The organism is Pseudomonas sp. NPDC089395, assembly GCF_044749525.1.
In the GTDB taxonomy this organism is placed as follows: domain Bacteria; phylum Pseudomonadota; class Gammaproteobacteria; order Pseudomonadales; family Pseudomonadaceae; genus Aquipseudomonas.
In genome coordinates this window covers 246,792-270,145 of sequence record NZ_JBIVID010000009.1, presented here as the reverse complement: position 1 = coordinate 270,145, position 23,354 = coordinate 246,792, and the positions used below count along the sequence as shown (strand labels likewise).

The following is a 23,354-nucleotide window of genomic DNA, read 5'->3' as shown; positions in this document are numbered from 1 at the left end:
GTAGTGAAACGATGCATCGCCGATGGTAGTGTGGGGTTTCCCCATGTGAGAGTAGGTCATCGTCAAGATTCATTTCGCAAAACCCCTATCTGCGCGAGCAGGTAGGGGTTTTGTCTTTGCTGTGTATTGAATCAGGCCGTCCGGAGCCTTTCCGGGATGCCCTTTTCCTATGCAAGCCCACTACCCATAGCTATCATGCCAGCCTTATTCCAAGTCGAGACTGGCATGCTGAAGTTGTTGAATCTCCTCAAGGATGGCCGGTTCCATTCCGGTGAAGCCTTGGGGGCAGCCCTCGGTGTAAGTCGCAGCGCTGTCTGGAAGCAGCTGCAGCACCTGGAGAGTGAGCTGAACCTCACCATTCACAAGGTTCGCGGGCGCGGTTACCAGCTCGCGGCTCCCCTGGCTTTGCTCGATGCGCAGGCTATCGCCGAGTTCGCCGAGGGCGAGCAGTGGCCCGTTTTTATCCACGACAGCATTGATTCGACCAATGCGGAAGGCCTGAGGCTTGCTGGCCTTGGCCAGGTGGCGCCTTTCCTGGTGCTGGCCGAGCGCCAAAGCGCCGGGCGCGGGCGCCGCGGCCGGCAGTGGGTGAGCCCGTTCGGCGAAAACCTTTACTACAGCCTGGTATTGCGAATCGACGGTGGCATGCGCCAGCTCGAGGGCTTGAGCCTGGTGGTGGGCTTGGCGGTTATGCGCACGCTGCAGGCTTTCGGCGTAAAGGATGTCGGGCTCAAGTGGCCAAACGATGTGCTTGTACGTGGGCGCAAGGTAACTGGCATCCTCCTTGAGCTGGTCGGGGACCCGGCTGACGTCTGCCATGTCGTGCTAGGGGTCGGCATCAATGTAAACATGCAGGCCAATGAGCATGTCGACCAGGCGTGGACCTCGATGCGGCGTGAGACCGGTGCGGCAATTGATCGCAATCGCCTTGTCGCGATGCTCAGCCAGCAACTGCAGCACGAACTGACACGCCATCGCCGTTATGGTTTTGCCGCTTTCCAGGAAGAATGGGAGCAGGCGCATCTCTGGCAGGGCTGTAACGTATCGCTCATCGCCGGCAGCACGCGCATCGATGGTGTGGTGCTGGGCGTCGACGGGCAGGGCGGCTTGCGTCTTGAAGTCGAAGGTGTTGAAAAGAGCTTCAGCGGTGGAGAGCTCAGTTTGAGGTTGCGTGATGATTCTTGAGCTCGATTGCGGTAACAGCTTCATCAAGTGGCGGGTGATTCACACTGCCGACGCCACTATCGTGGGCGGCGGCATTGTCGATTCGGATCAGGCACTGCTCGCTCAGGTGAGTGCCTTGACGTCGGTGCGGTTGACTGCTTGCCGCATCGTCAGCGTGCGCAGCGAAGAAGAGACGACAGCGCTCTGTGCATTGATTGCCCAGGCCTTCGGTGTTGCCGCCCAGGTTGCGCAGCCAGCGCAGGCAATGGCTGGGGTACGTAATGGCTATGAAGATTACCAGCGTCTGGGGATGGATCGCTGGTTGGCTGCCTTGGGGGCGTTCCACCTGTCCAAGGGCGCTTGCCTGGTGATCGATTTGGGTACGGCCGCCAAGGCCGACTTCATTGCTGCCGATGGCGAGCACCTGGGCGGTTACATTTGCCCCGGCATGCCGCTGATGCGTAGCCAGTTGCGCACGCATACCCGGCGTATCCGCTATGACGATGCTTCGGCCGAGCGGGCATTGGCCAGTCTCGCTCCCGGGCGTTCCACCGTTGAAGCCGTGGAGCGAGGCTGTGTACTGATGTTGCAAGGTTTTGCTTGTGCTCAACTTGAGCAGGCGCGTGCGCTGTGGGGAGAAGATTTCGCCGTGTTCCTTACCGGGGGCGATGCGCCCTTGGTGCGTGATGCCTTGCCACAGGCACGCGTGGTTCCCGACCTGGTATTCGTTGGCCTGGCAATGGCCTGCCCACTGGACTGAGGTGCTTATGCGTTGGTTGTTTCTGCTGTTGCTGGTGCTCAATGTCTTCTATTACGTCTGGCACCAACAGGAAGCCCCGCTGAAAGCCAAGGATGTCGCCCCGCTGTCACTCTATAAAGGAAGCCAGCAGGAAATCCGTCTGTTGCGCGAAACAGGTGGGGCCGAGCCGACCCGCCGCCGTGACGAATGTCTGGTGGTGGGCGGCTTCGCCGGGCGTGAGCAGCTTGATGCCCTGCGTCAGCGTCTGTTGAGCCTGGATATCAGCGCTTCCCCGGTCGCAGGCCAGCTGCCTGGCGCCGATGGTGTATGGCTGAAAATCGCCCCGGAAAGCGAGCGTTTACTGGATCAAACCGTCCTCGCCACTCTTTCCAATGATTTCAAAGACTTAAAACATAAAATTATTTTCTGCCAGGGTATTGCAACTGGCGAATAGCTTGATAGAATGGCGCCCGCTTCACAGGGAACACCACTTAGGTGTCAGAACTGGAAGCAGTGTCAAAGCAGCTAAGTTTCAGATTTGATTGAAAAAATTTGAAAAAAAGCTTGACACTAGGACGGCAGACAAATAGAATGCCGGCCACATCTGGAGGGATTCCCGAGCGGTCAAAGGGGACGGACTGTAAATCCGTTGCGAGAGCTTCGAAGGTTCGAATCCTTCTCCCTCCACCAGTTTTAGCGAGAGCCGCAAGCTCCGCGGGTATAGTTTAGTGGTAGAACCTCAGCCTTCCAAGCTGATGATGCGGGTTCGATTCCCGCTACCCGCTCCAAGTTTGCTGGATTTTGCACAATGTGTTTCGCTCTTGTAGCTCAGTTGGTAGAGCACACCCTTGGTAAGGGTGAGGTCAGCGGTTCAAGTCCGCTCAAGAGCTCCATATAAACAAGGCAGATATGAAAATATCTGCCTTTGTTTTATCAGCGCAAGACTATTTCTTCTGCGGAGGATTGTATCGATGGCTAAGGAAAAGTTTGATCGTTCCCTACCTCACGTTAACGTCGGCACTATCGGCCACGTTGACCACGGTAAAACCACTCTGACCGCAGCTCTGACTCGCGTCTGCTCCGAAGTTTTCGGTTCGGCAGTCGTTGAGTTCGACAAGATCGACTCGGCTCCGGAAGAAAAAGCGCGCGGTATCACCATCAACACCGCTCACGTTGAGTACAACTCGACCATTCGTCACTACGCTCACGTCGACTGCCCAGGTCACGCTGACTACGTGAAGAACATGATCACCGGTGCTGCCCAGATGGACGGCGCGATCCTGGTTTGCTCGGCCGCCGATGGTCCGATGCCACAAACCCGTGAGCACATCCTGCTGTCCCGTCAGGTTGGCGTTCCGTACATCGTGGTCTTCCTGAACAAGGCTGACCTGGTAGACGACGCTGAGCTGCTGGAACTGGTCGAGATGGAAGTTCGCGACCTGCTGTCCACCTACGACTTCCCAGGCGACGACACTCCGATCATCATCGGTTCCGCTCGTATGGCCCTGGAAGGCAAAGACGACAACGAAATGGGCACTACCGCTGTCAAGAAGCTGGTAGAAACTCTGGACAGCTACATCCCAGAGCCAGTTCGTGCCATCGACCAGCCGTTCCTGATGCCGATCGAAGACGTATTCTCGATCTCGGGTCGTGGTACCGTGGTTACCGGCCGTATCGAGCGTGGTATCGTCCGCGTTCAAGACCCGCTGGAAATCGTTGGTCTGCGTGACACCACCACCACCACCTGCACCGGCGTTGAGATGTTCCGCAAGCTGCTGGACGAAGGTCGTGCTGGCGAGAACTGTGGCGTTCTGCTGCGTGGTACCAAGCGTGACGACGTTGAGCGTGGCCAGGTTCTGGTCAAGCCAGGTTCGGTCAAGCCGCACACCAAGTTCACCGCAGAAGTCTACGTCCTGTCGAAGGAAGAAGGCGGCCGTCACACTCCGTTCTTCAAAGGCTACCGTCCTCAGTTCTACTTCCGTACCACTGACGTGACCGGTAACTGCGAACTGCCGGAAGGCGTTGAAATGGTAATGCCAGGTGACAACATTCAGATGACTGTCACGCTGATCAAGACCATCGCAATGGAAGACGGTCTGCGCTTCGCTATCCGTGAAGGCGGTCGTACCGTCGGCGCCGGCGTCGTAGCAAAAATTATTGAATAAGTAGTTGATTTACTTGATCAGGCCGGTATAATGGCCGGCCTGATACAGCGTTACAGGTCAGTAGCTCAATTGGCAGAGCGACGGTCTCCAAAACCGTAGGTTGGGGGTTCGATTCCCTCCTGACCTGCCATTCACCTCAGTGTGATTGGCTTTCTTCTTACAGGATCCTCCCCGATGACTCCCAAAACTGAAGCCCAAGAATCGCGTTTTGATCTGTTCAAGTGGCTGGCTGTAGTGGCTTTGGTTGTTGTTGGTGTTGTGGGTAATCAGTATTACTCCGCCTCTCCAATCCTGTATCGCGTCCTTGCACTTCTTGCCCTGGCTGCTGTCGCAGGCTTCGTAGCTCTGCAGACTGCGAAGGGTAAGTCGTTCTTTGCGCTGGCGAAGGAAGCTCGTACTGAGATCCGTAAAGTCGTGTGGCCGACCCGCCAGGAAACCACCCAGACCACGCTGATTGTCGTGGCTGTCGTGCTGGTTATGGCACTGCTGTTGTGGGGTCTCGATTCCCTGCTCGGCTGGGCGGTCTCCCTGATCGTTGGCTAAAGGTGTCCCGTGGCTAAGCGTTGGTATGTTGTGCATGCTTACTCGGGTTACGAGAAGCATGTAATGCGCTCCCTGATCGAGCGCGTCAAGCTGGCAGGCATGGAAGACGGTTTCGGCGAGATCTTGGTCCCGACCGAAGAAGTCGTCGAAATGCGTAACGGCCAGAAGCGCAAGAGTGAGCGTAAATTCTTCCCTGGCTATGTACTGGTCCAGATGGAGATGAACGAAGGGACTTGGCACTTGGTCAAGGATACCCCTCGTGTGATGGGCTTTATTGGTGGTACTGCAGACAAGCCTGCACCGATCACTGATAAAGAAGCTGAAGCTATCCTGCGTCGCGTAGCCGACGGCAGTGACAAGCCGAAGCCGAAGACGCTGTTCGAGCCAGGTGAAGTGGTTCGAGTCATTGACGGTCCGTTCGCTGACTTCAATGGTAGTGTCGAAGAAGTTAACTACGAAAAGAGTCGCCTCCAGGTGGCGGTGCTCATTTTCGGTCGCTCTACCCCGGTAGAGCTCGAGTTCAGCCAGGTCGAAAAGGTCTAGGCGGACGAAGCATCCCATACCCCGCAGCCCTGTGTGCTGCGGGGTTTTGTCGTCACTGGGATAAAACGCAAGTCATCCGGGGAGCCTTCTGGCGTTCGTACCCGATATTGGAGTAGCTCATGGCTAAGAAGATTCAGGCTTACATCAAGCTGCAAGTTAAGGCCGGCCAGGCCAACCCAAGCCCACCCGTTGGTCCAGCACTGGGTCAACACGGTGTGAACATCATGGAATTCTGCAAGGCCTTCAACGCCCGTACTCAGGGTCAAGAAGCCGGCCTGCCGACTCCTGTGATCATCACTGTTTACAGTGACCGTAGCTTCACTTTCGAGACCAAGAGCACCCCTGCCTCGGTTCTGCTGAAGAAAGCTGCTGGCCTGACCAGTGGTTCGGCTCGTCCGAACACCGTCAAAGTCGGTACCGTTACCCGCGCTCAGCTGGAAGACATCGCCAAAGCTAAACAGGCTGATCTGACCGCTGCTGACCTGGACGCTGCTGTACGCACCATCGCTGGCTCTGCCCGCAGCATGGGCCTGAACGTGGAGGGTGTGTAATGGCTAAGCTGACCAAGCGCCAAAAGGCCATTGCTTCGAAAATCGAAGCTGGCAAAGTTTACAACTTCGAAGACGCAGCCGCGCTGCTGGCCGAACTGTCCACCGTGAAGTTCAGCGAATCCTTCGACGTTGCCGTCAACCTCGGTGTTGACCCGCGTAAATCCGACCAGGTCGTTCGTAGCGCTACCGTGCTGCCACACGGCACTGGCAAGACCGTACGTGTTGCTGTCTTCACCCAGGGTCCAGCTGCTGAAGCCGCTCTGGCTGCCGGCGCTGACCGTGTAGGTATGGACGATCTGGCTGCCGAAATGAAAGGCGGCGACCTGAACTATGACGTCGTCATCGCATCGCCTGATGCCATGCGCGTTGTTGGTCAGCTGGGTCAGGTTCTGGGTCCTCGCGGCCTGATGCCTAACCCGAAAGTCGGTACTGTGACTCCAGACGTTGCCACGGCTGTCAAAAACGCCAAGGCTGGTCAGGTTCGCTATCGTACCGACAAAAACGGTATCATCCACACCTCCGTTGGCAAGGTCGGCTTCGAAGCTGGCAAGCTGAAGGAAAACGTTGAAGCCCTGATCGCTGATCTGAAGCGTATCAAGCCAGCTTCTTCGAAAGGTATCTACGTCAAGCGCGTTACCCTGAGCACCACCATGGGCCCAGGTCTGGTCATCGATCAGAGCTCGCTGAACGCGTAAGACCATGGCGGTGCGATTCGTCGCGCCGCCAGCAAAAATTGGGGTCCCTGCCTGGCGGGGGCTATCCAAGACCGTAGGCGGCGCAAGCCTTAAACCACCAGCCTACGCAGATGGTGCTCCCGATTCGTTACCGAATCAGACACCAAAACGACATCCGGCTTCGGCCAGATGAAACGGTAAAAACCAGGAGTAAACCCGTGGCAATTAAACTCGAAGACAAGAAGGCCATCGTCGCTGAAGTCAACGAGGCTGCCAAAGTCGCTCTGTCCGCTGTCGTGGCTGATGCCCGTGGTGTGACTGTAAGCGCAATGACCGGACTCCGTAAAGAGGCCCGCGAAGCTGGCGTTTACGTACGTGTCGTACGTAACACCCTGCTCAAGCGCGCAGTTGAAGGCACCGAATTTTCGATCCTCAACGACGCGTTCAAAGGCCCGACCCTGATTGCTTTCTCCAACGAACACCCGGGCGCTGCTGCTCGTCTGTTCAAAGAGTTCGCCAAGGGTCAGGACAAGTTCGAGATCAAGGCAGCTGCGTTTGACGGCAATTTCATTGCCGCCAACCAGATCGATGTACTGGCTACCTTGCCGACCCGTGACGAAGCTATCGCACGTCTGATGAGCGTTATTCAAGGCGCTACCAGCAAGCTGGCTCGTACTCTGGCGGCCGTTCGCGACCAGAAAGAAGCTGCTGCTGCCTAAGGCCGCGTAACCTCTTTCAAAATCATATGTTTAATTTGATGGCTGCGAAGGCTGTCACCCCAATACAGGATTTAAGTCATGTCCCTGACTAACGAACAAATCATCGAAGCAATCGGCCAGAAAACCGTTCTGGAAGTTGTTGAGCTGATCAAAGCAATGGAAGAAACCTTCGGCGTTACCGCTGCTGTTGCCGCTGCTGGCCCAGCTGCTGCTGCTGCCGTTGTTGAAGAGCAGACCGAGTTCAACGTTGTTCTGGTTGAAGCCGGCGACAAGAAAGTGAACGTGATCAAAGCCGTTCGCGAACTGACCGGTCTGGGCCTGAAAGAAGCCAAAGAGAAAGTCGACGGCGCTCCTCAGGTCGTAGCTGAAGGCGTTTCGAAAGAAGCCGCTGAAGACGCTAAGAAGAAGCTGGAAGAAGCAGGCGCTAAAGTCGAGCTGAAGTAATCTCGACTTTGCGACGCCAGCCGGAGCGTTGAGCGAAGGCTGATGGCTGGTGGCTTATGCCACCGGCCTTTTTCCGTTATTGGCGGTCGGCCAGGTCGGCCCCGATAACAAGCTGCAAGACACCCATGTGGGTGGCGCAAACCAAGGGGTTTGCACGATTTTCTGGCTGCTCCCGCCGGGAGAAGCCAAACAAGCAGGTGACCAAGCTGGGGAACGCTGATGGCTTACTCATACACTGAGAAAAAACGTATCCGCAAGGACTTTAGCAAGTTGCCGGACGTCATGGATGTGCCTTACCTCCTGGCCATCCAGCTGGATTCGTATCGCGAATTCCTGCAAGCGGGAGCATCCAAGGATCAGTTCCGCGACGTCGGCCTGCACGCGGCCTTCAAGTCGGTATTCCCGATCATCAGCTACTCCGGCAATGCTGCCCTGGAGTACGTAGGCTATCGCCTGGGCGAACCAGCCTTCGATGTGAAGGAATGTGTCCTGCGTGGCGTGACCTTCGCGGTCCCACTGCGGGTCAAGGTGCGCCTGATCATCTTCGACAAGGAATCGTCGAACAAAGCGATCAAGGACATCAAAGAGCAAGAAGTCTACATGGGTGAAATCCCCCTGATGACTGAGAACGGTACCTTCGTTATCAACGGTACCGAGCGTGTAATCGTTTCCCAGCTGCACCGTTCGCCTGGTGTGTTCTTCGACCACGACCGTGGCAAGACTCACAGCTCGGGCAAGCTGCTGTACTCCGCTCGCATCATTCCATACCGCGGTTCGTGGCTGGACTTCGAGTTCGACCCGAAGGACTGCGTATTCGTGCGTATCGACCGTCGCCGCAAGCTGCCGGCCTCGGTACTGCTGCGCGCGCTGGGCTACAGCACCGAAGAAGTTCTGAACACCTTCTACACCACCAACGTGTTCCACATTTCCGGCGAGAAACTCAGCCTGGAACTGGTACCTCAGCGTCTGCGTGGTGAAGTTGCGGTCATGGATATCCATGACGACAGCGGCAAGGTCATCGTCGAGCAAGGCCGCCGTATTACCGCGCGCCACGTCAACCAGCTCGAGAAGGCCGGTGTCAACCAGCTGGACGTACCCATGGAATACGTCCTGGGTCGCACCACTGCCAAGGCCCTCGTGCATCCGGCTACCGGCGAGATCCTGGCCGAGTGCAACACCGAGCTGACCACTGAGCTGCTGATCAAGATCGCCAAGGCTCAGGTCGTCCGCATCGAGACCCTGTACACCAACGACATCGACTGCGGTCCGTTCATCTCGGATACCCTGAAGATCGATACCACCAGCAACCAACTGGAAGCGCTGGTCGAGATCTACCGCATGATGCGTCCAGGCGAGCCGCCAACCAAGGACGCTGCCGAGACCCTGTTCAACAACCTGTTCTTCAGCGCCGAGCGGTACGATCTGTCCGCCGTTGGCCGCATGAAGTTCAACCGTCGTATCGGTCGCACCGAGATCGAAGGTTCGGGCGTGCTGAGCAAGGAAGATATCGTCGAGGTCCTCAAGACCCTGGTCGATATCCGTAACGGCAAAGGCATTGTCGACGACATCGACCACCTCGGTAACCGTCGCGTACGCTGCGTCGGCGAGATGGCCGAAAACCAGTTCCGTGTTGGCCTGGTGCGCGTCGAGCGCGCGGTCAAGGAACGCCTGTCGATGGCCGAAAGCGAAGGTCTGATGCCGCAGGACCTGATCAACGCCAAGCCCGTTGCGGCGGCGGTGAAAGAGTTCTTCGGTTCCAGCCAGCTCTCGCAGTTCATGGACCAGAACAACCCGCTCTCCGAGATCACCCACAAGCGTCGTGTCTCCGCACTCGGCCCAGGTGGTCTGACCCGTGAGCGTGCAGGCTTTGAAGTCCGTGACGTACACCCGACCCACTACGGCCGTGTGTGCCCGATCGAGACCCCTGAAGGTCCGAACATCGGTCTGATCAACTCCCTGGCAGCCTATGCCCGCACCAACCAGTACGGCTTCCTGGAAAGCCCGTACCGCGTGGTGAAGGAAGGCGTGGTCAGCGACGACATCGTGTTCCTGTCGGCGATCGAAGAAGCCGATCACGTCATCGCTCAGGCTTCGGCCGCGATGAACGAGAAGAAGCAGCTGATCGATGAGCTGGTAGCGGTCCGTCACCTGAACGAATTCACCGTCAAGGCGCCGGAAGACGTCACCCTGATGGACGTTTCGCCGAAGCAGGTTGTTTCCGTTGCTGCCTCGCTGATTCCGTTCCTCGAGCACGACGACGCCAACCGTGCACTCATGGGTTCGAACATGCAGCGTCAGGCTGTGCCAACCCTGCGCGCTGACAAGCCGCTGGTAGGTACCGGCATGGAGCGCAACGTTGCCCGTGACTCCGGTGTCTGCGTGGTTGCTCGCCGCGGTGGTGTGATCGACTCGGTCGACGCCAGCCGTATCGTTGTTCGCGTAGCTGACGACGAAGTCGAGACCGGCGAAGCCGGTGTAGATATCTACAACCTGACCAAGTACACCCGCTCCAACCAGAACACCTGCATCAACCAGCGTCCGCTGGTCAGCAAAGGTGACAAGGTTCAGCGTAGCGACATCATGGCCGACGGTCCGTCCACCGACATGGGTGAACTGGCACTGGGTCAGAACATGCGCATCGCGTTCATGGCGTGGAACGGCTTCAACTTCGAAGACTCCATCTGCCTGTCTGAGCGTGTGGTTCAGGAAGACCGCTTCACCACTATCCACATCCAGGAACTGACCTGTGTGGCGCGTGACACCAAGCTTGGCCCAGAGGAAATCACTGCGGACATCCCGAACGTGGGTGAAGCCGCTCTGAACAAGCTGGACGAAGCCGGTATCGTCTACGTAGGTGCTGAAGTCGGCGCTGGCGACATCCTGGTCGGCAAGGTCACGCCAAAAGGCGAAACCCAGCTGACGCCGGAAGAAAAACTGCTGCGCGCAATCTTCGGTGAGAAGGCCAGCGACGTTAAGGACACCTCCCTGCGCGTGCCAACTGGCACCAAAGGTACCGTCATTGACGTACAGGTCTTCACCCGTGATGGCGTCGAGCGCGACAGCCGCGCTCTGGCCATCGAGAAGATGCAGCTGGACGAGATCCGCAAGGACCTCAACGAAGAGTTCCGCATCGTCGAAGGTGCAACCTTCGAGCGTCTGCGTGCTGCCCTGAACGGCCAAGTGGTCGATGGTGGCGCGGGCCTGAAGAAAGGCACCGTGATCACTGACGAAGTACTGGACGGTCTGGAGCACGGCCAGTGGTTCAAACTGCGCATGGCCGAAGATGCACTGAACGAGCAGCTGGAAAAGGCTCAACAGTACATCGTCGATCGCCGCCGTCTGCTGGACGACAAGTTCGAAGACAAGAAGCGCAAGCTGCAGCAGGGCGATGACCTGGCTCCAGGCGTACTGAAGATCGTCAAGGTCTACCTGGCAATCCGCCGTCGCATCCAGCCGGGTGACAAGATGGCCGGTCGTCACGGTAACAAGGGTGTCGTCTCGGTGATCATGCCGGTTGAAGACATGCCGCACGACGCCAACGGTACTCCGGTCGACGTCGTACTGAACCCACTGGGCGTACCTTCGCGTATGAACGTCGGTCAGATTCTCGAAACCCACCTGGGCCTCGCGGCCAAGGGTCTGGGCGAGAAAATCGACCGCATGATCGAAGAGCAGCGCAAGGCCGCTGAACTGCGTGGTTTCCTCACCGAGATCTACAACGAGATCGGTGGTCGTCAGGAGAGCTTGGAAGAGTTCACCGACGAAGAGATTCTCGCCCTGGCGAACAACCTGAAGAAAGGCGTGCCGATGGCTACTCCGGTCTTCGACGGTGCCAAGGAAAGCGAGATCAAGGCCATGCTGAAGCTGGCCGACCTGCCAGAGAGCGGCCAGATGGTGCTGTTCGATGGCCGTACCGGCAACAAGTTCGAGCGTCCTGTGACCGTTGGTTACATGTACATGCTCAAGCTGAACCACTTGGTGGACGACAAGATGCACGCGCGTTCCACTGGTTCCTACAGCCTGGTTACCCAGCAGCCGCTGGGTGGTAAGGCGCAGTTCGGTGGTCAGCGTTTCGGGGAGATGGAAGTGTGGGCGCTGGAAGCATACGGCGCGGCATACACCCTGCAAGAAATGCTCACAGTGAAGTCGGACGACGTGAACGGCCGTACCAAGATGTACAAAAACATCGTGGATGGCGATCACCGTATGGAGCCGGGCATGCCCGAGTCCTTCAACGTGTTGATCAAAGAGATCCGTTCGCTCGGTATCGATATCGATCTGGAAACCGAATAACACGTGACGCGAAGGGGAGTGGGGCAGGTAATGCCCGCTCCCTGCTCCGCCAGGAGGAAAGGCCTTGAAAGACCTACTGAATTTGCTGAAAAACCAGGGTCAAGTCGAAGAGTTCGACGCCATCCGCATCGGTCTGGCGTCGCCTGAAATGATCCGTTCGTGGTCGTTCGGTGAAGTTAAGAAGCCGGAAACCATCAACTACCGTACGTTCAAGCCTGAGCGTGACGGCCTGTTCTGCGCCAAGATCTTTGGCCCAGTCAAGGACTACGAGTGCCTGTGCGGCAAGTACAAGCGCCTCAAGCACCGCGGCGTGATCTGCGAGAAGTGCGGCGTTGAAGTTGCCCTGGCCAAGGTTCGTCGTGAGCGCATGGCGCACATCGAACTGGCCTCGCCAGTTGCCCACATCTGGTTCCTGAAGTCGCTGCCGTCCCGTATCGGCCTGCTGATGGACATGACCCTGCGTGATATCGAGCGCGTGCTCTACTTCGAGAGCTACGTCGTTATCGATCCGGGCATGACCACCCTCGAGAAGGGCCAGCTGCTGAACGACGAGCAGTACTTCGAAGCGCTGGAAGAGTTCGGTGACGACTTCGACGCCCGCATGGGTGCCGAGGCTGTCCGCGAGCTGCTGCACGCTATCGACCTGGAGCACGAGATCGGTCGTCTGCGCGAAGAGATTCCGCAGACCAACTCGGAAACCAAGATCAAGAAGCTGTCCAAGCGCCTGAAGCTGATGGAAGCTTTCCAGGGCTCGGGCAACCTGCCTGAGTGGATGGTCCTGACCGTCCTGCCAGTACTGCCGCCGGACCTGCGTCCGCTGGTTCCGCTGGATGGCGGCCGCTTCGCGACCTCCGACCTGAACGACCTGTATCGTCGGGTGATCAACCGTAACAACCGTCTGAAGCGCCTGCTCGATCTGTCGGCGCCGGACATCATCGTGCGCAACGAAAAGCGCATGCTGCAGGAAGCGGTCGACGCCCTGCTGGACAACGGCCGTCGCGGTCGCGCCATCACCGGCTCGAACAAGCGTCCGCTGAAGTCCCTGGCCGACATGATCAAAGGTAAGCAAGGTCGCTTCCGTCAGAACTTGCTCGGTAAGCGTGTGGACTACTCCGGCCGTTCGGTAATTACCGTAGGCCCGACCCTGCGTCTGCACCAGTGCGGTCTGCCGAAGAAGATGGCCCTGGAGCTGTTCAAGCCGTTCATTTTCGGCAAGCTGGAAATGCGTGGTCTGGCGACCACCATCAAGGCCGCCAAGAAGATGGTCGAACGCGAGCTGCCAGAGGTGTGGGACGTTCTCGCCGAAGTGATTCGCGAACACCCCGTACTGCTCAACCGTGCGCCAACCCTGCACCGTCTGGGTATCCAGGCGTTCGAGCCAGTGCTGATCGAAGGTAAAGCTATCCAGCTGCACCCGCTGGTCTGCGCCGCGTACAACGCCGACTTCGACGGTGACCAGATGGCCGTTCACGTGCCGCTGACGCTGGAAGCCCAGCTCGAAGCGCGCGCGCTGATGATGTCGACCAACAACATTCTGTCGCCAGCCAACGGTGAGCCAATCATCGTTCCGTCGCAGGACGTTGTACTGGGTCTGTACTACATGACCCGTGAAGCCATCAACGCCAAGGGCGAAGGTCGCGTGTTCGCCGACCTGCAGGAAGTCGACCGCGTATTCCGCGCCGGCGAAGCCGCCCTGCACGCGAAAATCAAGGTCCGTATCAACGAGACCGTGAAAGACCGTGATGGCAGCGTCACCAAGAACACCCGTATCGTCGACACCACCGTCGGCCGTGCGCTGCTGTTCCAGGTTGTACCGGCAGGCCTGCCGTACGACGTGGTCAACCAGCCGATGAAGAAAAAGGCGATCTCCAAGCTGATCAACCAGTGCTACCGCGTGGTTGGTCTGAAAGAGACCGTTATCTTCGCTGACCAGTTGATGTACACCGGTTTCGCTTACTCCACCATCTCTGGCGTGTCCATTGGTGTGAACGACTTTGTCATCCCGGATGAGAAAGCGCGCATCATCAACAGCGCCACCGATGAAGTGAAGGAAATCGAAAGCCAGTACGCCTCCGGCCTGGTAACCCAGGGCGAGAAGTACAACAAGGTCATCGACTTGTGGTCCAAGGCGAACGACGAAGTGTCCAAGGCGATGATGGCCAACCTCTCGAAAGAGAAGGTCATCGACCGCGAGGGCAAGGAAGTCGAGCAAGAGTCCTTCAACTCGATGTACATGATGGCTGACTCCGGTGCGCGGGGTTCCGCAGCCCAGATCCGTCAGCTGGCCGGTATGCGTGGTCTGATGGCCAAGCCGGACGGCTCGATCATCGAGACGCCGATCACCGCGAACTTCCGTGAAGGTCTGAGCGTACTCCAGTACTTCATCTCGACTCACGGTGCTCGTAAGGGTCTGGCGGATACCGCCTTGAAGACTGCTAACTCCGGTTACCTGACTCGTCGTCTGGTAGACGTTGCACAAGACTTGGTCGTGACCGAGATCGACTGCGGCACCGACCACGGCCTGCTGATGACTCCGCACATTGAAGGCGGTGACGTTGTAGAGCCGCTGGGTGAGCGTGTACTGGGCCGTGTAATCGCCCGTGACGTGTTCAAGCCAGGCACCGAGGACGTCATCGTTCCGGCCGGTACCCTGGTCGACGAGCAGTGGGTCGAGTTCATCGAGCTGAACAGCATCGACGAAGTGATCGTGCGTTCGCCGATCAACTGCGAAACCCGCTTCGGTATCTGCGCCAAGTGCTACGGTCGTGACCTGGCACGTGGTCACCAGGTGAACATCGGTGAAGCCGTCGGCGTTATCGCTGCACAGTCCATCGGTGAGCCGGGTACCCAGCTGACCATGCGTACGTTCCACATCGGTGGTGCTGCAAGCCGTACTTCGGCTGCCGACAGCGTCCAGGTGAAGAACGGCGGTATGGTGCGTCTGCACAACCTGAAGCAGGTTGAGCGTGCTGACGGCAACCTGGTTGCTGTATCGCGTTCCGGCGAGCTGGCCATTGCCGACGAGTTCGGTCGTGAGCGTGAGCGCTACAAGCTGCCTTACGGTGCGGTGATTTCGGTCAAGGAAGGTGACAAGGTCGAAGCTGGCGCAATCGTCGCCAAGTGGGACCCGCACACCCACCCGATCGTTACCGAGCTGAAAGGTACCGTGACCTTCGTGGGCATGGAAGAAAACATCACCATCAAGCGCCAGACCGACGAACTGACCGGCCTGACCAACATCGAAGTTCTGGACGTCAAGGATCGCCCTGCCGCTGGCAAGGAAATCCGTCCGGCAATCAAGATGGTCGACGCCAACGGCAAGGATCTGTACCTGCCGGGTACCGACGTACCGGCTCAGTACTTCCTGCCGGCCAACGCCTTGGTCGGTGTGGCTGACGGTGCACAGATCGGTGTTGGTGACGTTATCGCGCGTATCCCGCAAGAAACGTCGAAGACCCGTGACATCACCGGTGGTCTGCCACGCGTTGCCGACTTGTTCGAAGCGCGTCGTCCGAAAGAAGCCTCGATTCTGGCTGAAGTCAGCGGCACCATCGCGTTCGGTAAGGAAACCAAGGGCAAGCGTCGTCTGGTCATTACTCCGACCGACGGTAGCGATCCGTACGAAGAGCTGATTCCGAAGTGGCGCCACCTGAACGTCTTCGAAGGCGAACAGGTAAACCGCGGCGAAGTTATCTCCGACGGCCCGAGCGATCCGCACGACATCCTGCGTCTGCTGGGTGTGAGCGCGCTGGCGAAGTACATCGTCAACGAGATCCAGGACGTTTACCGTCTGCAAGGCGTTAAGATCAACGACAAGCACATCGAGACCATCCTGCGTCAGATGCTGCGCAAGGTCGAGATCTCCGAGTCGGGCGATTCCAGCTTCATCAAGGGCGACCAGATGGAACTGACTCACGTACTGGTCGAGAACGAGCGTCTCGCCGGCGAAGACAAGTTCATCTCGAAGTTCACCCGTGTGCTGCTGGGTATCACCAAGGCCTCGCTGTCGACCGAGTCGTTCATCTCCGCGGCTTCCTTCCAGGAAACTACCCGCGTATTGACCGAGGCGGCGGTAACCGGCAAGCGCGATTACCTGCGCGGCCTGAAAGAGAACGTGGTCGTGGGTCGTCTGATCCCGGCTGGTACTGGTCTGGCCTACCACAGCGAGCGCAAGCGTCGCCGTGATGCCGACAAACCGCTGCGCGTAAGTGCCAGTGAGGTGGAAGCCGCACTGACCGAAGCGTTGAATTCCAGCGGTAACTAAGAACAGGGCAGGGCCCCGGCTAGCCCCGAACGGTCGTCGGCGACATGAATTGTTGCCGATGACCGGGCGGGGAGGGCCGGGGCCTCGTCTTGACTGGGTGCAAGATCCTCCGTAGACTTTTGTACCCTTAAATTTGGTGAGGCTCCGTCTCGCCAATTTTTGGCTTTCTTGCAAGACAATAGAGTCGCAAGACAATCAGTGGAGCTAGTAGATGGCAACTATCAACCAGCTGGTACGTCAGCCGCGTAAGCGTTCGGTCGAGAAGTCCGACGTTCCTGCGCTGCAGAACTGCCCGCAACGTCGTGGCGTGTGCACCCGCGTGTACACCACCACGCCGAAAAAACCTAACTCGGCACTGCGTAAAGTATGCCGTGTGCGTCTGACCAACGGTTTCGAGGTTTCCTCGTACATCGGCGGTGAAGGCCACAACCTGCAAGAGCACAGCGTCGTCCTGATCCGTGGCGGCCGTGTAAAAGACTTGCCAGGTGTTCGTTACCACACCGTTCGCGGCTCTCTGGATACTTCGGGCGTTAAAGGCCGTAACCAGGGTCGTTCGAAATACGGTACCAAGCGTCCGAAGTAATCGGCCGTTTGCAGACATCCATTTTTTTGAGTCGATAAGAGTAAGGTCGGGCAGGGGTCGAAGACCCACGTCCCGGGCTAACCTGAAGACCGTTTGAGGGCTTATCATGCCAAGACGTCGTGTAGCAGCAAAACGTGAGATTCTGGACGATCCTAAGTACGGATCCCAAATCCTCGCCAAGTTCATGAACCACGTGATGGAAAGCGGCAAGAAGGCCGTGGCCGAGCGCATCGTTTACGGTGCACTGGACAAGGTCAAAGAGCGCAAGAACAGCGACCCCCTGGAAATCTTCGAGAAAGCTCTCGACGCCATCGCTCCGCTGGTCGAAGTAAAGTCCCGTCGTGTCGGCGGTGCCACTTACCAGGTTCCGGTTGAAGTTCGTCCATCCCGTCGTAATGCTCTGGCAATGCGCTGGCTCGTAGACTACGCCCGCAAGCGTGGCGAGAAGTCGATGGCCCTGCGCCTGGCTGGCGAGCTGCTGGATGCTGCCGAAGGCAAAGGTGCTGCAGTCAAGAAGCGTGAAGACGTGCACCGTATGGCTGAAGCCAACAAAGCGTTCTCGCACTACCGCTTCTAATTCAAGCATCAATCATTTTGCGAGGGCTTTATGGCTCGTACTACAGCAATTAACCGCTACCGTAACATTGGTATCTGTGCCCACGTTGACGCGGGCAAGACTACCACTACCGAGCGGATCCTGTTCTACACAGGTCTGAGCCACAAGATGGGCGAGGTGCATGACGGCGCCGCGACCACCGACTGGATGGTGCAGGAGCAGGAGCGCGGTATCACCATTACCTCCGCTGCCGTTACCACCTTCTGGAAAGGTTCCGTTGGTCAGTACGACAACTACCGTGTAAACGTCATCGATACCCCCGGCCACGTTGACTTCACCATTGAAGTAGAGCGTTCGCTGCGCGTACTCGACGGCGCGGTCGTTGTGTTCTGCGGTACCTCCGGCGTTGAGCCGCAGTCCGAAACCGTATGGCGTCAGGCCAACAAGTACGGCGTTCCGCGTGTTGTTTACGTGAACAAGATGGACCGTGCCGGTGCAAACTTCCTGCGCGTCGTAGGTCAGATCAAGAACCGTCTGGGTCACACCCCGGTTCCTGTTCAGCTGGCCATCGGTTCGGAAGATAACTTCCAGGGTCAGGTCGACCTGATCAAGATGAAGGCTATCTACTGGAACGACGACGACAAAGGCACCACCTACCGCGAGGAAGAAATTCCTGCGGACATGCTCGAGCTGGCCGAAGAATGGCGCGCGAACATGGTTGAAGCGGCTGCCGAGTCCAGCGAAGAGCTGATGAACAAGTACCTGGAAGGCGAAGAGCTGACCGTCGAAGAGATCAAGGCAGGCCTGCGCGCGCGCACCCTGGCCAGCGAGATCGTTCCGGCTGTCTGCGGTTCGTCGTTCAAGAACAAGGGCGTTCCCCTGGTTCTCGACGCCGTCATCGACTACCTGCCTGCTCCGACCGAGATCCCTGCAATCCAGGGTATCAACCCGGACGACAAGGATCTGGATAAAGAAGATCCGGCTGTTCGCAAGGACGAGCGTCATGCAGACGACAACGAGCCGTTCTCGGCCCTGGCGTTCAAGATCGCGACTGACCCGTTCGTTGGTACTCTGACCTTCGTTCGCGTCTACTCGGGTGTTCTGACCTCTGGTGACTCGGTCATCAACTCGGTCAAGGGCAAGAAAGAGCGCGTTGGTCGTATGGTCCAGATGCACGCCAACCAGCGTGAAGAGATCAAGGAAGTGCGCGCTGGCGACATCGCTGCACTGATCGGCATGAAGGACGTGACCACAGGCGAAACCCTGTGCAACGCTGACAAGCCAATCATTCTTGAGCGTATGGACTTCCCTGAGCCGGTCATTTCGCTCTCCGTCGAGCCGAAAACCAAGGCTGACCAGGAGAAGATGGGTATCGCACTGGGCAAGTTGGCCCAGGAAGACCCGTCGTTCCGCGTCAAGACCGACGAAGAAACCGGCCAGACCATCATCTCCGGTATGGGTGAGCTGCACCTGGACATCCTCGTTGACCGCATGAAGCGCGAGTTCAACGTCGAAGCCAACATCGGCAAGCCGCAGGTTTCGTACCGCGAGAAGATCACCAAGTCCAACGTCGAAATCGAAGGCAAGTTCGTTCGTCAGTCGGGTGGTCGTGGTCAGTTCGGTCACTGCTGGATCCGTTTCTCGGAGCCGGAAGTCGACGACAAGGGCAACATCACCGAAGGTCTGGTGTTCTCCAACGAAGTCGTTGGTGGTGTGATTCCTAAGGAATTCATCGCCCCGATCCAGAAGGGTATCGAAGAGCAGATGAAAAACGGCGTTGTTGCCGGTTATCCTCTGATCGGCCTGAAGGCCACGGTATTCGACGGTTCGTACCACGACGTCGACTCCAACGAAATGGCGTTCAAGATCGCCGCATCGATGGCAACCAAGCAGCTGGCTACCAAAGGCGGCGGCGTGGTTCTCGAGCCGATCATGAAAGTCGAAGTTGTAACCCCGGAAGACTACTTGGGTGACGTGATGGGTGACCTGAACCGTCGTCGTGGTCTGGTCCAGGGTATGGATGAGTCGGTCTCCGGCCGCGTCGTCCGTGCTGAAGTACCGCTCGGAGAGATGTTCGGTTACGCAACCGACGTTCGTTCCATGTCTCAGGGTCGCGCAAGCTACTCCATGGAATTCTCCAAATACGCCGAAGCTCCGTCGAACATCGTCGAAGCACTCGTTAAAAAACAAGGCTAATCCCCTTTAGGCAAGAGGTTCACTGTCGTGGCTAAAGAAAAATTTGATCGTTCCCTTCCCCACGTTAACGTCGGCACCATCGGCCACGTTGACCACGGTAAAACCACTCTGACCGCAGCTCTGACTCGCGTCTGCTCCGAAGTTTTCGGTTCGGCAATCGTTGAGTTCGACAAGATCGACTCGGCTCCGGAAGAAAAAGCGCGCGGTATCACCATCAACACCGCTCACGTTGAGTACAACTCGACCATTCGTCACTACGCTCACGTCGACTGCCCAGGTCACGCTGACTACGTGAAGAACATGATCACCGGTGCTGCCCAGATGGACGGCGCGATCCTGGTTTGCTCGGCCGCCGATGGTCCGATGCCACAAACCCGTGAGCACATCCTGCTGTCCCGTCAGGTTGGCGTTCCGTACATCGTGGTCTTCCTGAACAAGGCTGACCTGGTAGACGACGCTGAGCTGCTGGAACTGGTCGAGATGGAAGTTCGCGACCTGCTGTCCACCTACGACTTCCCAGGCGACGACACTCCGATCATCATCGGTTCCGCTCGTATGGCCCTGGAAGGCAAAGACGACAACGAAATGGGCACTACCGCTGTCAAGAAGCTGGTAGAAACTCTGGACAGCTACATCCCAGAGCCAGTTCGTGCCATCGACCAGCCGTTCCTGATGCCGATCGAAGACGTATTCTCGATCTCGGGTCGTGGTACCGTTGTTACCGGCCGTATCGAGCGTGGTATCGTCCGCGTTCAAGACCCGCTGGAAATCGTTGGTCTGCGTGACACCACCACCACCACCTGCACCGGCGTTGAGATGTTCCGCAAGCTGCTGGACGAAGGTCGTGCTGGCGAGAACTGCGGCGTTCTGCTGCGTGGTACCAAGCGTGACGACGTTGAGCGTGGCCAGGTTCTGGTCAAGCCAGGTTCGGTCAAGCCGCACACCAAGTTCACCGCAGAAGTCTACGTCCTGTCGAAGGAAGAAGGCGGCCGTCACACTCCGTTCTTCAAAGGCTACCGTCCTCAGTTCTACTTCCGTACCACTGACGTGACCGGTAACTGCGAACTGCCGGAAGGCGTTGAAATGGTAATGCCAGGTGACAACATTCAGATGACTGTCACGCTGATCAAGACCATCGCAATGGAAGACGGTCTGCGCTTCGCTATCCGTGAAGGCGGTCGTACCGTCGGCGCCGGCGTCGTAGCCAAAATCATCGAGTAATCACTCGACCGATTGAAAAAACCCCCGCTCAGCGGGGGTTTTTTTTATTGGGTTGACACTAAATTGGGGCGTCTATAGAATCACGCCTCCTTTTAGCGGGCGTAGTGCGTCCGTTGGGAACAGCCTGGAGTCTGAAATCCAATGCAAAATCAGCAAATCCGTATCAGGTTGAAGGCTTTCGACCATCGCCTGATCGACCAATCCACCCAGGAAATCGTGGAAACCGCGAAACGTACTGGTGCACAAGTGCGTGGTCCAATTCCACTGCCTACCCGCAAAGAGCGTTTCACCGTTCTGGTCTCCCCGCACGTCAACAAAGACGCGCGTGACCAGTACGAGATTCGCACTCATAAGCGTGTTCTGGACATCGTCCAGCCAACGGATAAAACCGTTGACGCGCTGATGAAGCTTGATCTGGCGGCAGGTGTGGAAGTACAGATCAGCCTCGGCTAAGACTTCGGTCTAGTCGTGTAACGCTCTGAAATGGGCGGCCATAGCGGGTGAAAGCCCCGTACACTCATGAGGTTTACAACATGACTATTGGTGTAATCGGTCGCAAATGCGGTATGACCCGCATTTTCACCGAAGAAGGTGTCTCCATTCCGGTCACGGTCATTGAGATCGAGCCGAATCGCGTCACCCAGTTCAAAACTGAAGAAACCGATGGCTACCGTGCAGTGCAAGTCACTGTCGGCGAGCGTCGTGCTTCGCGTGTGACTGCCGCTCAGGCAGGCCACTTCGCCAAGGCTAACGTTGCCGCTGGTCGCGGTGTTTGGGAGTTCCGTCTTGAAGAAGGCGATTTCCAGGCTGGCGATCTGATCAAAGCTGAACTCTTCACTGCAGGCCAGCTGGTAGACGTAACCGGTCAGTCCAAAGGTAAAGGCTTTGCCGGTACCATCAAGCGCTGGAACTTCCGTGGCCAGGACAACACCCACGGTAACTCCGTGTCGCACCGTGTCCCAGGTTCCATCGGCCAGTGCCAGACTCCTGGTCGTGTGTTCAAGGGCAAGAAAATGTCCGGTCACATGGGCGCCGAGCGCGTGACTGTTCAGTCCCTGGAAGTAGTTCGCGTAGACGCTGAACGCAACCTGCTGCTGGTCAAGGGTGCCGTTCCTGGCGCTACTGGCGGCGACGTGGTTGTACGTCCAGCTGTCAAGGCTCGCGGTTAAGGGGAAACTGACATGCAACTTAACGTAAATGACGCTCAGGCGATCGAAGTTTCCGAACTGACCTTCGGTGGCGAATTCAACGAGACGCTGGTTCACCAAGCAGTCGTGGCCTACATGGCCGGCGGCCGTCAGGGCACCAAGCAGCAGAAGACCCGTTCCGACGTGGCTGGTGGCGGTAAGCGCCCATGGCGTCAGAAGGGTACTGGCCGTGCTCGTGCTGGTACCACTCGTGGTCCGATCTGGCGTGGCGGTGGTGTTACCTTCGCAGCTCGCCCTCAAGATCACTCGCAGAAGCTCAACAAGAAGATGTACCGCGCAGCACTGCGCTCCATCCTCGCTGAGCTGGTGCGTAGCGACCGTCTGGTCGTGGTTCAGGACTTCGCTGTTGAAGCGCCGAAAACCAAAGATCTGCTGAACAAGCTGAACGGCATGGGTCTGAACGACGTTCTGATCGTTTCCGACGCTGTTGATCAGAACCTGTACCTGGCTGCTCGTAACCTGCCGCACGTCGATGTACGTGACGTACAAGGTTCCGACCCGGTCAGTCTGATCGCATACGAGAAAGTGTTGATCACTGTCTCGGCCGTGAAGAAATTCGAGGAGCTGCTGGGATGAACCAGGAACGCGTATTCAAAGTCCTCCTTGGCCCGCACGTTTCCGAGAAGGCTACCGTTCTGGCTGAGAAAAAAGGCCAGTTCGTATTCAAGGTTGCTACCGATGCAACCAAGCTGGAAATCAAGAAAGCTGTCGAAGGCCTGTTCAACGTAAAAGTTGAAAACGTGTCGACTGTTAACGTTCTGGGTAAAACCAAGCGTACCGCACGTGGTCTGGGCAAGCGTAATGACTGGAAGAAGGCGATCGTCTCCCTTCAGCCAGGCCAAGATCTCGATTTCAGCAGCAGTGCTGAGTAAGGAAGGGGTGCATCATGGCAATCGTTAAATGCAAACCGACTTCCCCTGGCCGCCGTTTCGTGGTCAAGGTGGTCAACAAGGAGCTGCACAAAGGCGCTCCTCACGCACCGCTGCTCGAGAAGAAATCGAAGTCTGGTGGTCGTAACAACAATGGCCGTATTACCACTCGTCACGTTGGTGGTGGTCATAAGCAGCATTACCGTCTGGTCGACTTCCGTCGCAACGACAAAGATGGCATCCCAGCCACTGTCGAGCGTATCGAATACGATCCAAACCGTACTGCTCACATCGCCCTGCTGTGCTACGCAGACGGCGAGCGTCGCTACATCATCGCCCCTAAAGGCGTGAGCGCTGGCGACCAGCTGATCGCAGGTGCCCTGGCCCCAATCAAGGCCGGTAACTCCCTGCAGCTGCGCAACATCCCAGTAGGTAGCACCATTCACGGCGTCGAACTGAAGCCGGGTAAAGGTGCTCAGATCGCTCGTTCCGCTGGTGCTTCGGCTCAGCTGATCGCTCGTGACGGCGTTTACGTGACCCTGCGTCTGCGCTCCGGTGAGATGCGTAAAGTACTGGCTGAGTGCCGTGCGACCCTGGGCGAAGTCTCGAACTCCGAGCACAG

At 57.6% G+C, this 23,354-nt stretch carries 21 protein-coding genes and 4 tRNA genes; all 25 read left to right on the top strand.

The window, feature by feature from the left end; all coding sequences use genetic code 11:
- Positions 1-225 precede the first annotated feature (225 nt).
- Entirely contained in the window at positions 226-1,185 is a 960-nt protein-coding gene (birA, locus tag ACIPZG_RS20445) for a bifunctional biotin--[acetyl-CoA-carboxylase] ligase/biotin operon repressor BirA (protein ID WP_400716401.1), read from the top strand.
- Complete coding sequence (locus ACIPZG_RS20440; RefSeq protein WP_400716399.1) at positions 1,175-1,924, top strand: pantothenate kinase; 750 nt, start codon at positions 1,175-1,177, stop codon at positions 1,922-1,924. The genes birA and ACIPZG_RS20440 overlap by 11 nt, the downstream gene beginning before the upstream one ends.
- Before the next feature lie 7 nt (positions 1,925-1,931).
- Positions 1,932-2,357 (top strand): hypothetical protein, encoded by a 426-nt coding sequence (locus tag ACIPZG_RS20435; RefSeq protein WP_400716397.1) that lies wholly within the window; start codon positions 1,932-1,934, stop codon positions 2,355-2,357.
- Positions 2,358-2,509: 152 nt separating this feature from the next.
- Positions 2,510-2,593: transfer RNA gene (locus ACIPZG_RS20430), tRNA-Tyr, on the top strand.
- 24 nt (positions 2,594-2,617) lie between these two features.
- A tRNA-Gly gene (locus ACIPZG_RS20425) sits at positions 2,618-2,691 on the top strand.
- 29 nt (positions 2,692-2,720) lie between these two features.
- A tRNA-Thr gene (locus ACIPZG_RS20420) sits at positions 2,721-2,796 on the top strand.
- A 78-nt stretch (positions 2,797-2,874) separates the two neighbouring features.
- Entirely contained in the window at positions 2,875-4,068 is a 1,194-nt protein-coding gene (tuf, locus tag ACIPZG_RS20415; RefSeq protein ID WP_038411791.1) for an elongation factor Tu, read from the top strand.
- Positions 4,069-4,122: 54 nt separating this feature from the next.
- Positions 4,123-4,198 (top strand) — tRNA-Trp (locus ACIPZG_RS20410).
- A gap of 44 nt (positions 4,199-4,242) precedes the next feature.
- A complete protein-coding gene (secE, locus tag ACIPZG_RS20405; protein WP_008089117.1) occupies positions 4,243-4,611 on the top strand; it encodes a preprotein translocase subunit SecE in 369 nt (122 codons plus the stop codon).
- A 9-nt stretch (positions 4,612-4,620) separates the two neighbouring features.
- Entirely contained in the window at positions 4,621-5,154 is a 534-nt protein-coding gene (gene nusG / locus ACIPZG_RS20400) for a transcription termination/antitermination protein NusG (protein WP_003255501.1), read from the top strand.
- Between the two features lie 119 nt (positions 5,155-5,273).
- On the top strand, positions 5,274-5,705 hold the full coding sequence (gene rplK / locus ACIPZG_RS20395; protein WP_003255500.1) for a 50S ribosomal protein L11: 432 nt from the start codon (positions 5,274-5,276) through the stop codon (positions 5,703-5,705).
- Positions 5,705-6,400 (top strand): 50S ribosomal protein L1, encoded by a 696-nt coding sequence (gene rplA, locus ACIPZG_RS20390; RefSeq protein WP_008089131.1) that lies wholly within the window; start codon positions 5,705-5,707, stop codon positions 6,398-6,400. Before rplK ends, rplA begins: the two co-directional genes overlap by 1 nt.
- A gap of 197 nt (positions 6,401-6,597) precedes the next feature.
- Positions 6,598-7,098 carry a 50S ribosomal protein L10 gene (rplJ, locus tag ACIPZG_RS20385; protein WP_008089133.1) on the top strand — a complete coding sequence of 167 codons (501 nt, stop codon included), beginning with the start codon at positions 6,598-6,600 and terminating at the stop codon, positions 7,096-7,098.
- A 78-nt stretch (positions 7,099-7,176) separates the two neighbouring features.
- On the top strand, positions 7,177-7,542 hold the full coding sequence (gene rplL, locus ACIPZG_RS20380; RefSeq protein WP_003255496.1) for a 50S ribosomal protein L7/L12: 366 nt from the start codon (positions 7,177-7,179) through the stop codon (positions 7,540-7,542).
- A 219-nt stretch (positions 7,543-7,761) separates the two neighbouring features.
- The gene (gene rpoB / locus ACIPZG_RS20375; RefSeq protein WP_400716395.1) at positions 7,762-11,835 is read left to right on the top strand and encodes a DNA-directed RNA polymerase subunit beta; all 4,074 of its coding nucleotides are present in this window, start codon (positions 7,762-7,764) and stop codon (positions 11,833-11,835) included.
- 64 nt (positions 11,836-11,899) lie between these two features.
- Positions 11,900-16,099 (top strand): DNA-directed RNA polymerase subunit beta', encoded by a 4,200-nt coding sequence (rpoC, locus tag ACIPZG_RS20370; RefSeq protein WP_008089137.1) that lies wholly within the window; start codon positions 11,900-11,902, stop codon positions 16,097-16,099.
- Positions 16,100-16,310: 211 nt separating this feature from the next.
- Entirely contained in the window at positions 16,311-16,682 is a 372-nt protein-coding gene (rpsL, locus tag ACIPZG_RS20365) for a 30S ribosomal protein S12 (protein ID WP_003255492.1), read from the top strand.
- A 106-nt stretch (positions 16,683-16,788) separates the two neighbouring features.
- Positions 16,789-17,259: a 30S ribosomal protein S7 gene (rpsG, locus tag ACIPZG_RS20360; protein WP_008089143.1), complete on the top strand. Its 471-nt coding sequence runs from the start codon at positions 16,789-16,791 to the stop codon at positions 17,257-17,259.
- Between the two features lie 30 nt (positions 17,260-17,289).
- Positions 17,290-19,434, top strand: a complete 2,145-nt coding sequence (fusA, locus tag ACIPZG_RS20355) for an elongation factor G (protein WP_400716393.1) — start codon at positions 17,290-17,292, stop codon at positions 19,432-19,434.
- A 27-nt stretch (positions 19,435-19,461) separates the two neighbouring features.
- Positions 19,462-20,655, top strand: a complete 1,194-nt coding sequence (gene tuf / locus ACIPZG_RS20350; RefSeq protein WP_003255489.1) for an elongation factor Tu — start codon at positions 19,462-19,464, stop codon at positions 20,653-20,655.
- A 141-nt stretch (positions 20,656-20,796) separates the two neighbouring features.
- A complete protein-coding gene (gene rpsJ / locus ACIPZG_RS20345) occupies positions 20,797-21,108 on the top strand; it encodes a 30S ribosomal protein S10 (protein ID WP_003186070.1) in 312 nt (103 codons plus the stop codon).
- 80 nt (positions 21,109-21,188) lie between these two features.
- Entirely contained in the window at positions 21,189-21,824 is a 636-nt protein-coding gene (gene rplC, locus ACIPZG_RS20340) for a 50S ribosomal protein L3 (RefSeq protein WP_003257089.1), read from the top strand.
- Positions 21,825-21,836: 12 nt separating this feature from the next.
- Complete coding sequence (rplD, locus tag ACIPZG_RS20335) at positions 21,837-22,439, top strand: 50S ribosomal protein L4 (protein WP_008089819.1); 603 nt, start codon at positions 21,837-21,839, stop codon at positions 22,437-22,439.
- A complete protein-coding gene (gene rplW / locus ACIPZG_RS20330) occupies positions 22,436-22,735 on the top strand; it encodes a 50S ribosomal protein L23 (RefSeq protein ID WP_003255484.1) in 300 nt (99 codons plus the stop codon). The genes rplD and rplW overlap by 4 nt, the downstream gene beginning before the upstream one ends.
- A gap of 14 nt (positions 22,736-22,749) precedes the next feature.
- Positions 22,750-23,354: 50S ribosomal protein L2 (gene rplB, locus ACIPZG_RS20325; RefSeq protein ID WP_400716391.1), on the top strand; the 605-nt coding region annotated here is incomplete at its 3' end.